General features: G+C 59.4%; 11 protein-coding genes. 5 read left to right on the top strand and 6 right to left on the bottom strand.

The features are described from left to right. Positions 1–301: 301 nt before the first annotated feature. A complete protein-coding gene (locus tag ACI5FR_RS33775; RefSeq protein ID WP_405462756.1) occupies positions 302–1,153 on the top strand; it encodes an HAD family hydrolase in 852 nt (283 codons plus the stop codon). Positions 1,154–1,476: 323 nt separating this feature from the next. On the opposite strand, the gene ACI5FR_RS33770 is transcribed toward ACI5FR_RS33775, so the two are convergent. The 5 genes from ACI5FR_RS33770 to ACI5FR_RS33750 form a co-directional block, all read right to left on the bottom strand. After that, complete coding sequence (locus ACI5FR_RS33770) at positions 1,477–1,863, bottom strand: RidA family protein (protein ID WP_405462754.1); 387 nt, start codon at positions 1,861–1,863, stop codon at positions 1,477–1,479. A gap of 19 nt (positions 1,864–1,882) precedes the next feature. Beyond that, complete coding sequence (locus tag ACI5FR_RS33765) at positions 1,883–2,119, bottom strand: DUF3977 family protein (protein WP_405462753.1); 237 nt, start codon at positions 2,117–2,119, stop codon at positions 1,883–1,885. Continuing rightward, a complete protein-coding gene (locus ACI5FR_RS33760; RefSeq protein WP_405462752.1) occupies positions 2,116–2,640 on the bottom strand; it encodes a GrpB family protein in 525 nt (174 codons plus the stop codon). Before ACI5FR_RS33760 ends, ACI5FR_RS33765 begins: the two co-directional genes overlap by 4 nt. A gap of 169 nt (positions 2,641–2,809) precedes the next feature. Continuing rightward, on the bottom strand, positions 2,810–4,192 hold the full coding sequence (locus ACI5FR_RS33755) for a putative bifunctional diguanylate cyclase/phosphodiesterase (RefSeq protein WP_405462750.1): 1,383 nt from the start codon (positions 4,190–4,192) through the stop codon (positions 2,810–2,812). Positions 4,193–4,378: 186 nt separating this feature from the next. Beyond that, the gene (locus ACI5FR_RS33750; RefSeq protein ID WP_405462749.1) at positions 4,379–7,690 is read right to left on the bottom strand and encodes a response regulator; all 3,312 of its coding nucleotides are present in this window, start codon (positions 7,688–7,690) and stop codon (positions 4,379–4,381) included. Positions 7,691–7,867: 177 nt separating this feature from the next. Here ACI5FR_RS33750 and ACI5FR_RS33745 point away from each other — a divergent pair, with 177 nt between their 5' ends. Then, complete coding sequence (locus ACI5FR_RS33745) at positions 7,868–8,089, top strand: hypothetical protein (RefSeq protein WP_405462748.1); 222 nt, start codon at positions 7,868–7,870, stop codon at positions 8,087–8,089. A gap of 29 nt (positions 8,090–8,118) precedes the next feature. Here ACI5FR_RS33745 and ACI5FR_RS33740 read toward each other — a convergent pair whose 3' ends face one another. Beyond that, positions 8,119–8,958: a DUF92 domain-containing protein gene (locus tag ACI5FR_RS33740; RefSeq protein WP_405462757.1), complete on the bottom strand. Its 840-nt coding sequence runs from the start codon at positions 8,956–8,958 to the stop codon at positions 8,119–8,121. 313 nt (positions 8,959–9,271) lie between these two features. On the opposite strand from ACI5FR_RS33740, the gene ACI5FR_RS33735 reads away from it, so the two are divergent. From ACI5FR_RS33735 to ACI5FR_RS33725, 3 genes are all read left to right on the top strand, one after another. Continuing rightward, a complete protein-coding gene (locus ACI5FR_RS33735; protein ID WP_405462746.1) occupies positions 9,272–9,985 on the top strand; it encodes a response regulator transcription factor in 714 nt (237 codons plus the stop codon). Positions 9,986–10,040: 55 nt separating this feature from the next. Beyond that, positions 10,041–11,219, top strand: a complete 1,179-nt coding sequence (locus tag ACI5FR_RS33730) for an HD domain-containing phosphohydrolase (RefSeq protein ID WP_405462745.1) — start codon at positions 10,041–10,043, stop codon at positions 11,217–11,219. 222 nt (positions 11,220–11,441) lie between these two features. Then, positions 11,442–11,830, top strand: a 389-nt coding sequence (locus tag ACI5FR_RS33725; protein WP_405462744.1) for a hypothetical protein, incomplete at its 3' end; no start/stop codon positions are given.

Here is an 11,830-nt window from a genome sequence, read left to right as displayed (position 1 = left end):
CCCATCGCTCCATGGTTTGGTTAGGAATTATTAACCAATATTATGGAGTTTGAAAAGGGAACCTAAGTAGTAACGGCTAACCTTACAATTAACAAAGTCGACTTTGCTATTAACCGAAGATAGCCTTACTATTGCGCAGATTCGCCCGAAAATTCACGGTAATAGTCAACTTGACCTGCTTATTTGTAAACTTCTCCTAACAATGTGGATCGGGACAAGGCGGAACCGCGGGTTTGGATTCCCATTTTCCTTGAAGGATGTCTTATAATGGAGGAAGAAGAGTTAAGCGGGAGGTTGGACGATGACTGCGGAGTGGGCTGATCTGGAAGGGCGGAATGCGACAAACGGGTTGAAGCTGCTGGCTTTCGATTTGGACGGAACGCTTCTCAATCAGCGGGGGCATCTGTCGCTGGAGAACCGGAGGGCGCTGGACGAGGCACGGCGAAGCGGACTGGAGATCACGCTAGTGACCGGCCGTCATATTTCGAAGGTGCTGCCGTTCGCCCGGGAGCTTCAACTGATCGCCCCGATCGTCACCTCGAACGGCTGCGAGGTATGGCTGCCGGAGGGGGAACTGCTGCACCGCTCCTCGCTGCCACAACCGGAGCGCGAGTGGCTGCACCGGTTCGCGCTGGAGCATGAGCTCGGCTACCGGGCGTATTGCGTGGAAGGGGTGTACGATTGGTTGCCCGGCGGAGAGCTGGCGGAGAGCGGCCATTCGGGCTTCGAATGGCTGAAGGTGCTGCTCGAGGACGCGGCCGGCAAGTCGGCTGCGGACGCGGGCGCTCTTGAGAGAGGCCGAACGGCGCGCTGTTTGCGCGGGCCGTTCGACCGATTGGCGGCGGACCCGCGCTTCGCGCTGGCCGCCTATAGCCGCGATCCGGCGCGCATCGACCGGATCGACGTGCATCCGGCCGGCGTGGACAAAGCCGCCGGCCTGTCGGCCGTGTGCCGCCGCTTGGGCGTCACGGCTGCAGAGGTCGCCGCCTTCGGCGACGACACGAACGACATCGCCATGCTGCGCTGGGCCGGGCTCGGCGTGGCGATGGAGCAGGCGCCGCCGGCGGTGCTCGAGGCGGCGGACCACGTCGCGCCGCACCACAATCGCGACGGCGTCGCGGCGTTCATCCGCGGCTTGCTCGCCGCGAAGTGAGTAAGCTCGCCCGGCCTGCTATTTCGATCCGCACCTGCCACTTATCATTATAAGCCGGAAAAATCGTGTTACGGGTCGGTATGCGGGGCAGTTGGCGAAAATAAGCCAGAAAATCGTGTTACGGGTCGGTAAGCGGGCGTTTGGCGGGAACAAGCCGGAAATCGTGTTACGGGTCGGTCAGAGGGGCGATTGGCGAAAATAAGCCGGAAAAATCGTGTTACAGGTCGGTCAGCGTAAATTTGTTCAAGGTTGCCATTTGGGCTCATTATTGCAGCAAGGGCCGAAAACCGGCCCAATGTTACATCATCGCGCAACATTTCCGCTCAATCCACGATCGCCTGCACTTCAATCTCAACGAGCAGCGCCGGATCGATGAGCGCCTTCACTTCCACCATCGTAGCGACCGGCCTCACATCCGCGAAGAACTCCCCGTGCGCTTTTCCGATCGCCTCCCATTGAGAGATGTCGGTCACAAACATGCGCGTCCGCACGACATCGTTCATTGAAGCCCCCAATTCGCCTAAGGCCCCTTCAATCAGCTGCAACACATATCGGGTCTGCGCATACGCATCCCCCGGAAACACCGGCTGGCCGTCCTTCATCGCCGTAGTCCCGGCGACCTCGACGATCGCCCCCACTCGGATAGCCCGGCAATAGCCGACGACCGGCTCCCAGGGCGAGCCGGTCGAAACGCGCGTTCGTTCGCTCATAGATGCATCCTCCTCCTCCTCACCAGCTTACAACACCAAGGAGGAATTTCCAAGCGCGCCGCGACTTCCGGACTTTTTTCCAGCCATCCTTCGAATCCCACAGGACGACCGTGCGGCCGACCCAACACCGGACATACACCGAGCGCACCCGGATCGGGCCCACGAGCCCCGGCTCCTCGACCTCCGTCCCGTCCTCCAGCTCCGTCTCGGTCCGGATCCACCAGCGGTTGCCAATCCCGGCCTCGATATATTTCACTCGGAAGGGGGCTGCTCGGCCAAGGCCGCCTTCTCCAGCACGCCCAGCACGAACGCCGTCTTCGCCTGCGTATAGCCGGCCCGATGATGCCGGAACTGCTCCGCATTGCGCCGCTTGAGCGCTTCGTAGGCCAGTCGGTCTTCCCGGTGCACCCGGATGTAATTCCGGAACCGGATCGGCAGCTCCCAATGCTCCGTCCCATACTCCACGAAGTGAATATGCCGGATGCGCGGCTCCATCTTCAGAAACAATCGCCCGCCCGGTACACTGAGCGACTCGACGTACTCGTAATGTAGGGCGTCTAGCGCATGAACTTGCGTCTCGGCGAAGGCGAACGAACGAAAGCCCACGAGGATGTCGATGATCGGCTTGGCCGCGAGCCCCGGCACGGCCGTGCTGCCGATATGCTGGATATCGACAATCTCCTCCAGAGGAAGCAGCTTCGCTATGGCTTGCAGCTCGCGGAGATAGTCCATCGGCCAAGTATGATTGTACTCGCTTAGGACGACTTCGTCACTCACCAACATACCCCTCTTTCTACTAGGACGAGAGATGCTCGCCCTTTCTCTAATCTAGCCTGACCCACGATCCATGCAGGACTAAAGGTAGAAAATACACGCGAATTCCACCTGATGCATGCTACTCCATGCCTATGAAAATATTGTATTCGCCAAGATCCGACGAAATCCTTTATTTGTTGTCGTTCGTCTCCTCAATCGGGCATAGCGCCCAGTCGCGTACGAGGCCGGCCACCCGTTCCGCCGCTACCGGCTGGCTGAAGTAGTAGCCTTGCGCGGCATGGCAGCGCATGCCCTGAAGCAGACGGGCCGACTCCAGGCTCTCGACGCCCTCGGCAACAACGCGCAGCTTCAGGTGCTGGGCCAGCGCGACAATCGTCTGCACGATCGCCAGGTTAACCGGGCTGTCGGTCATCTCCCGAATGAACGATTGGTCAATCTTGAGAATGTCGATGGGCAGCTTCTGCAAATAACTGAGCGAGCTGTACCCGGTACCGAAGTCGTCCAGAGCAATCCGGATCCCGATCCGCTTCAGGCGCTGCAGAGACGCCGCCGCCTGCTGCGTCAGCGTCAAGCTCTCGGTCAGCTCGAGCTCGAGCCCGTCCGGCGTCAAGCCGGTGTCGCGCAAGATCGATTCGATCCGCTCGGGCAGCCCCCGCTCCTGGAATTGACGCGATGATACGTTGACGGACACCGGCAGCTGCAGACCGTACCGATCAGCCCATTCGCGGCTCTGGCGGCATGCCTCGCGCAGTACCCAATCGCCTAGCTCCACGATGAGCCCTGTCTCCTCCGCGATTGGAACGAACTCATACGGGGCGATATAGCCGAGCTCCCGGCTGTTCCAGCGGAGCAGACACTCGAGCCCGGTAATGCGCCTCGTCGCCAGGTCGACCTGCGGCTGATACTCCAATGTCAGCTCCTGCCTAGCGATCGCCGCCGCGAGACGGCTCCCCAGCTGCGCCCGGCGCTGCAGGCGGCCGGCCCCGTCTCCGTTATAGAGGCGCGCCTGATTGCCGCCGGCCTTCTTGGCCTCGTCTATCGCGAGGCTCGCATCGCGCCACATCGAGTCGGCCGAGAGCTCCGGCCCGACGCGCCCGACAGCGCAACTGATGCCGATGCTGGCGGCGACGCGGATCACCCGGGAGCCGACGAGAATCGGCTCCCGGATCAGCTCCAGCAGCCGGTCCGCCAGCTGCATGACCGTCTCCTTCGTCCGGCAGGGCAGGACGGCGCCGAACTCGTCGCCCCCTACCCGGGCCAGCGCAGCCCCGTCGACATGGGCGCAAAGCGCGCTATTCAACCGGTCCGCCACCGTCTTCAAAGCGCGATCCGCGGCCTCATGCCCTTGCGTGATGTTCAACATCCGGAATTGATCCAACGCGACGACAAAGACGCCCAATCCGGTGTTTTGAAGGACCGATTCCGATACTTTTCGTATCAACACCTGCATGAAAAAGCCGCGGTCCGGCAGCCCCGTCAATCGATCCGGCGTTGCGATGGGCGTTTGACACTTCTCAGCCTTCACCGGCATCCCGCCGCTAGTCCACATCATACATCCCCCGTTCCTGCATTTCTGTTGAGAACAGAGTCCCTTGCTCGTCTTACTATTCCGTACACGCTCAACTTGACTCTATTAAACGGGATAATCGTTTACAAAGTATAAGGAACGAGATTAATAATGTATGAATTTTCCTTACTTTATCTTAACAGGTAGATCTCCTGCCTCTTCCAGTTGCCATTACCCGGTCTGCAGGCTGGCAATGGAATCGATGACCCGCGCGTGCTCCCGCTTGACCGCGAGCAGGAGCGCCAGCAGCTGCTCCTCGTGCAGCGTCTCCGCGCCGAGCGCCTGCTCCATCTCGGTAGCGGCCGCGAGCAGCTCTTGCGCGGATAGGTTGCCGGCCGCACCCCGGAACGTATGCAGCATCCGCTTGGCGCCGGGGACGTCACCCTGAGCTACACTTTGCTCCAATTGGGCGGCGAACGCTCCGTACTGCTCCCGAAACCGCATCAAGAGATGCGTGAGAAGCGGCAGCTTTCCGCCGAGACGATGCAGCGCCTGCTCTACGTCGATCCCGTCCAACACCGGTACAAGCGAGGCCATTGGAGCCGCATCCACCTCATGCACTCCAGCTCCAGGACCATGCTCGGCCGCGCGCGGGTTCAGACTCAGCCGGTCCGCCGCCATCCATTGGCTGACGGTCAACCTCATCGAATCCACATCGATCGGCTTCGTAATAATGGCATCCATCCCGATCCGGTAGTACGTATCCTGATCCGACCGAATCACATTGGCGGTAAGGGCGAGGACGGGAATCGAATCGAAACGCGGATTTTGCCGAATCCGGCGGGTCGCCTCATACCCGTCCATCTCCGGCATATGGATGTCCATCAGCACGAGGTCCCAGTCCTCCGCCTCCATCTTTTGCAGCACCTCAATCCCATTCACCGCCACTTCGACGTAGTACCCCCATTCCTTGAGCAGCTCCGTGGCGACCAATTGATTGATCGGGTTGTCTTCCGCGAGCAAGATGCGTCCGAACGAGCTTCTGCGCGCGGCCTGAACCTCCTCGGGCGGCGTGGCCGGCTTGGCGCCGTCCTCTTGCTTCCGTTCAAGCAACGCGCACAGCGTCTCGAACAGCCGGGTCCGGCTGATTGGCTTCACCAGGATGGAGTCCGGCCGGTGCACCTCGTCGAGACCCATCAGCTCGTCGCGTCCATAGACGGAAGTCATGGCCAGCGTGAGCGTCCCTGTACGCTCGGCTGCCGCTCTCAACTGCTGCCAAGTCTCCACGCCATACATATCGTCCATCTCCATATCGACCAGCACGAGATCGTACGGCGTCTCGTCGTCATGAGCCAAGAGCGCCGTGGCTTCCTTCCACGAAGCGACCCACGCCGTCTGCAGCCGGAGCAAGGTGAGGGCGTCGCACAGTTGATTGTAAACGATCGGCGAATCCTCCAGAATGAGCACCCGTAGGCCATGCTGCGGCTCCGGAAGCGTCTGCGTTGTCCACTTCGCGTCCTCCGGCACCGGGAACGTCAGCTCGAACGAGAAAGTGCTCCCGTGTCCCAGCTCGCTCGAGACGCGAAGCGATCCGCCCATAAGCTCGATCAGACTTTTGGAAATGACGAGCCCGAGGCCGGTCCCCCCATACTTGCGGCTCGTCGACCCGTCTCCTTGGGAGAACGGCTCGAACAGATGCGCCAGCTGCTCACCCGACATGCCGATGCCCGTGTCCTCAATGCTGAACCGAAGCGCCACGGATTGTCCCGGCTCGGCCGGCTGCAGCGGCAGCATCGTAATCCGCAGTGCGACATGGCCCTTATGCGTGAATTTGATAGCATTCGAGCACAGGTTGAGCAGCACCTGCTCCAGCCGCTGGGCGTCGCCGATCAGCACATCCGGCAGCGTGGCGGGGAGATCCAGCACGAACTCGATCTGCTGCTTGCCCATGAAGACGCTGAGCGTATCGGCCAGTTTTTTCATCACCAGGTCAAAATGAAACCGGTGCGCCTCCAACCCAAGCTTTCCAGCCTCCACTTTGGAGAAATCCAAAATTTCATTAATGATGCGGAGCAGCGCCTGGGACGACGATTCGATCTTGTCGACGTAATCCTGCTGGATATCGGTCAGCCCGGTCCGGGAGAGCAACTCGCTCACGCCGATAATGCCGCTGAGCGGCGTACGGATTTCGTGGCTCATGCGGGCGAGGAACTGGCTTTTCGCTTCGTTTGCTTCGTCCGCTTCTTTCTTCTTAATAATGTCCGTCAAATCATGGATCGTCCCCGACATGCCCGTAAACGCTCCGTCTTCCCCGAACACCGGCGAGAACGTGACCGAATACGTCCGCTCGCCCTGGTCCCCGAGCTGCATCGCCATCTCCACGCGCAGCCGGCGCCGCTCGTCGATGCTGCGGAGGAAATATTGATTCCACAACTCGGCATGCTTGCCCGGGAACAGATGGAGGAACGGCTGGCCGATAATTTGCTTGAACGGGCGGCCCAGCAGGTCGGCGACTTTTTGATTGGTCGATGTCACGACCCCGAGCTCGTTGAAGCCGAAGATCAAGTCCTCGGAACTGTCCACGAGCGTCCGGTATTTCAGCTTGCTCTCGACGAGCGTCCGCTCTACGTGAATGCGGTCCGTGATGTTCGTGGCGGAGCTGATGACCTCCACCGTGTTCCCCTCGGTATCCAGGATCGGCTGAAGCGTGATGAAGAGCGTCAACCCGTTATAATGGGCTTCGAAGGTGACGAGCTCCCCTAACCAGGCTTGCTCGTATTGGTCGTTCAACCAGCGGGCCTGATCCTCCGGCAATCGTCCCCCGTCCAGGATGCTCGTCCCGATCATCTGGTGCCGGTCGAAGCCAAGCTGGCTCAGGAGCTGCCCTTCCGCAAGCGTGTGGACGAACCGTCCGTTCTCCTTGCGGAATTTGAGCGTATAACCCGGCTGCAGATGGAGCAGCTCGAGCAGCTCCCGCTGCACCGTTCTCACCTGATCGAGCAATCCGTAGGAGCGCTTCAGGTGATGCAGGAAAGCGGCTATGACGAGCGTGCAACCTGTGTTGATCAGCAAATACGGGAACACGATTCGGCCGAGCGGGTCACCCTGTACCCAAGCCAGCTCTACGAAAAAAATCGCCGCGAACGTGCAGCAGAACAGCAGCGTGCGAACCCCTTCCCGCTGAAGCTTCAGAGAGCCGAACCCGCTAATCAGCGCGATCAAGAGCGTCGTCACGATCGAAGAAACGATCGACGGCGGGTCCATGACGAGCAGGCCCGCGAGCATCACGAAACATGCGATCAGCGCTCCCGGCAAACTGCCGATGTAAGCGGCCGCGAACAGCATCTGATGCCGCAAGTCTAGTGCACGGCCACCCTCGATCGATACGCCGGTGAGCATCAGCACGATTGCGAAAGCGCCGAGAATGACGCCGACTCTTACTTGAAACCGAAATGTGGAACGCACTGCTGAATCCGCTTTCAATAACCATTGTCCTGCGAAAGACACGAACACCGCCAGCAATGCCATATTGACGACTACCACGGTTGCCCTCCCCCGGCGGCCGTTCGCCGCCTATATCCTGCCACTCGCCGCTATTGTAACCGATAATTGTTAGCTTCGTACTAAGAAATTAAATTTTGTTTTCACCTGCGTTTCATCGTAAATTTATGTTTATTTAGTAGAGTAAACATGTACAAATCAACGGAAGGATGATGCACTATGAAAACATCCGTCATCTTATTCAAAAACAAATCGATTCCCGTCCACCAATACGCCTCTTCAGCGATGCTGCCCTTGCTCAGCGCGAAGCTGTCCGAGCTGGAATACGACTTCGAGTTCCGGCGGAAGCTGAAGATGATTTTGTCGATAGAGCTGCTGAGCCAAGTGGCAATTTTCCAATACCGTGATGGGACGAAAATGTACCTGGAAGTGTCGGCATAAGCCAACCCCGTTGGCAGAGCGGCGGAACGTCAGAGCCACCACGCCGCTGCGCCTAAAGCCACAGCTCCGCCTACCGCGGAGCTGAGCACGTTGACGGCGTCGTTGCCCAACGCGGCCCAGCCGCGCACATGCACCGTCGCCTCGCCGCAATGGCGGCGCGTCTCGACCTCGCGGCCGCACACCGGGCAGCGGTACATCCGCTGCCACGCGGCGCCGAGCGCCGAGTCCGCCAGCGAGCCGGCGGCGCCGCCGAGCGCGCCTAGCGCGAGGAGCGGCGCCAGGCCGAGCGCGGCGGCCGCGGTCGGCTCGGCGGCCGGCGCGAGCGCCGAGTCCAGCCGTTGCAGCAGCCAGGCGGCCGCGCCGATGAACACGCCGCCCGCCACCGTGGCGGCGAGGCCGAGCGCGGTCACGCCGCCGGACGTGCCCGGCATCACACGGCGGCCGGTCAGGATCGACCGGGGCGCGGTGCGGCTCAGGCCGCCGAGCTCGGTCGCCCACGTGTCGGCGTTCACGGCAGCCATCACCCCGATGTACGCCGCGTACCATAGCGGCGATGGCGACACCGCATAGGCGGCGCATAGCAGGAGGCCGAGCCCGCCGTTCGCCCATACCTGCGCCGCGTCCCGGCGCCCCGTCTTCTCGTAGCCGCTCTCTGCGGCTTTTTTGCGTGTTTGCTTCCACTTCGTGAGCAGCGTCGACGAGAGGAAGAATGCGATCAGCGTACCGAACCAGGCCGCACTGCCAAGGGCGTACAAGGCCGTACCCAGCACAACCGCGGATAACGCCCCCGACCCCGACAGCGACTTTTTGACATAGGCTGCTCCCGCAATCACGCCGCTCCCGAGCAGCCCCATCCACCAATCCCCCATGCTATTCCGCTTCCCCTTCCCGCTCGTGCTTAGTTTCGATCCGATCTGCATCACACTTCTCTGCCTCATTATACCAAAACGCAACGACCGCACCAGACCCGCTCCATTTTGTGAAAACTCACACATTTTTAACATTTTCGGCCCCACTAGTCTTCTATCTCGGCCTCTATCGAACGGCCAGCCCGTACTAGACGTCAATTTTACCATATAGTATAGTAAAAAGAAGGATACCTTTGCCAATTCTCGACTCTATGATCCACATAGTTTCCTAATATTTTCCTAACTTTTATTACGTTGTAGAGGCGGTTTGTACGTGAGCAGAGTGATGATCGTGGAAGACGATCCGATGATCGGCGAGATGTTAGCGATGTATTTATCCGAGGAGGGCTACGAGGTCAAGCGATCGGAGAATGGGACGGACGGGCTCCGGATGACGGCTCAGTTCGCCCCCGACATCGTGCTGCTGGATCTGGTACTCCCCGATATGTATGGGACCGAGTTTTGCACCAAGCTGAGAGAGACTTCCCTCGTCCCCATCCTGGTCGTCTCGATGAAGACGGAAGTGAGCGAGCGGGTGAATGCGCTTTCCGCCGGGGCGGACGATTTCCTGTCCAAGCCGTTCAGCATGCGGGAGCTGACCGCCCGGATGGCGGCCTTGATCCGCCGGAGCCAATTCCACCTCCATCAGGTGGCGGCCACTCGCGCCGTAGAGCCGGTCGAGCCCCCGCCAGTCGGTCCCCAGCGACAGGTCCAGCTCGATCAAGAGCGTCGTTCGCTGTATGTGAACGGCCACTATGTGGAGACGACGTTCTCCGAATTCGAGATCATGAAGCTGTTCACCCTGTTCCCGGGCAAGGTGTTCAGCCGGGAAGAGCTGATCAATGCGCTCCGCGGATTCGAATCGTTCGTGACCGAGCGTTCGATCGACGTCCATATTGCGAACCTGCGCAAAAAAGTGGAACTCGATCCGAAGGAGCCGCAATATATTAAGACCGTATGGGGCGTCGGTTATAAGTTTCAACCCTAATAGGCTTGTCTAAGCAGCGGGCCAATTCCATAGGATGGGCAAGGAGAGTGGCGCAGTGCACGAAACGTATGAATTTGAGAAACCGCGCATCAAGAAAGATTTGGAGCCCGACGAACTGCTGCAGGTGATTCTGGACTATGCGGCCAAAATTGCCAACGAGCGCCATCTCGACAACGTGTTGTCACTTATGGCCGACATGGGCAAGGAAATCGTAGTCGCCGACCGCTGTACCGTCTGGCTGCTCGATACCCAGCGCGGCGAGCTGTGGACGAAGGTGGCTCACGGGGTCAGCGAGCTGCGCATTCCCGCCGGCGCCGGCCTGGCCGGCCATTCCATCGCCACGGGCGAGCCTATCTTCATCGACGACGCGTATATGAACGAGCCGTATCGCGATATTCTGGCGAACGGGGCGCTGAAGACCGATCAGCAGACCGGGTACCGGACGAAGGCGATCATGGCGATTCCGTTCCGCAATAATGAGGGCGAGATCATGGGCTGCTACCAGGCGATCAACAAAATGACGGAGAGCGGCGTGTTCTCCGATCACGATCTGCGCAACCTGAGTCTCGCCGCCTCTTATTCGGGCAAATCGATCGAATCGGCCATGCTCGCGGAAGAGATCGAGGAGACGCAGAAGGAAATTATATTCACCATGGGTGAAATCGGCGAGAGCCGGTCCAAGGAAACGGGCAATCACGTGAAGCGCGTCGCCGAGTACTCGTACATTCTCGCCTTGGCACTGGGTATGAGCCGTTCCGATGCGGACCTGCTCAAGATGGCTTCGCCGATGCACGATATCGGCAAGGTCGCCATTCCCGACTCCGTGCTGAAGAAGCCCGGCAAGCTGACGGAGGAAGAGTATGAAGTGATGAAGTCGCACGCCGTGATCGGCTACAACCTGCTGAAGAACTCCAAGCGCCACATCCTGAAGACCGCCGCCATCGTCGCCGAGCAGCATCACGAGAAGTGGAACGGGCAAGGCTATCCGCGCGGCCTGGCCGGTGAGGACATCCACATCTTCGGCCGGATTACCGGCATCGCGGACGTGTTCGACGCGCTCGCGAGCGACCGGGTGTATAAGAAAGCGTGGGAGCTCGACCGGATCTTGAACTTGTTCAAGGACGAGCGCGGCCACCACTTCGACCCGGCGGTCGTCGATGCGTTCATGGAGAGTCTGCCTCAGATCCTGGAGATCCGCGACAAGTATACGGACCAGCTGCAGGAAGCGCAGTGACAAGGTGACAATCTTACAGCTAGGGCTATCCCGGAAGCGAACATCTGCCCGTGGGATAGCCCTTTTCGAGCTTACCTTGTTTCCCCTTTCACCATACCCAGACAAGATATAGCGATTTTTGTCGTGTAATGATAGGCTGACCGCCTGTTTGATGGTAATATTTACATAGGACAATTTTACCGGTATGCCGTTCCAACTTCGTGGTCGCTTGGAGAGTGTCTAATGAAATCATCGAGAACCGTTCCCTATCTGCTTTTTATATTCGCCTCTTTACTTATGAGCGTCGCCGTGTATATGCTTGGAAAGTCGGCTTCCGTTACGTCCGAAACCAGCCATCCTGCAGCTAATCCGACTCCTCCCGCGGCCACAACTTCAACTTCCACGAACCCTGCATCCAAACCGCAAGATAAAGCTTCCGGTGCTTCCAGCGCCTTGCAGAGCTTGGACAATCCATCCTTCTCCGCCGTCTCGGCATCCGTCTCAAGTGCGAAGAAGGACATCCGTACGCTTATTGTCGGCACATGGAGAGCGCCTTCTCCAAGCGGCGGGAAATATGGGCAGATAGAATTTTTTCCTGACGGTACATATTTGGATCGCGATTATTTAACAGA

The organism is Paenibacillus sp. HJGM_3, assembly GCF_045062745.1.
Lineage (GTDB): Bacteria > Bacillota > Bacilli > Paenibacillales > NBRC-103111 > Paenibacillus_AA.
Note: the sequence above shows the minus strand (reverse complement) of the source record. Positions and strands in the feature narration are given on the sequence as shown.

Excerpts from the sequence above, each read along its gene's own strand:
- ACI5FR_RS33775 (WP_405462756.1), top strand. The coding sequence starts at position 302 with ATGACTGCGGAGTGGGCTGATCTGGAAGGGCGGAATGCGACAAACGGG.
- ACI5FR_RS33745 (WP_405462748.1), top strand. The coding sequence starts at position 7,868 with ATGAAAACATCCGTCATCTTATTCAAAAACAAATCGATTCCCGTCCAC.
- ACI5FR_RS33770 (WP_405462754.1), bottom strand. The coding sequence starts at position 1,863 with ATGAGCGAACGAACGCGCGTTTCGACCGGCTCGCCCTGGGAGCCGGTC.
- ACI5FR_RS33740 (WP_405462757.1), bottom strand. The coding sequence starts at position 8,958 with ATGGGGGATTGGTGGATGGGGCTGCTCGGGAGCGGCGTGATTGCGGGA.
- ACI5FR_RS33755 (WP_405462750.1), bottom strand. The coding sequence starts at position 4,192 with ATGATGTGGACTAGCGGCGGGATGCCGGTGAAGGCTGAGAAGTGTCAA.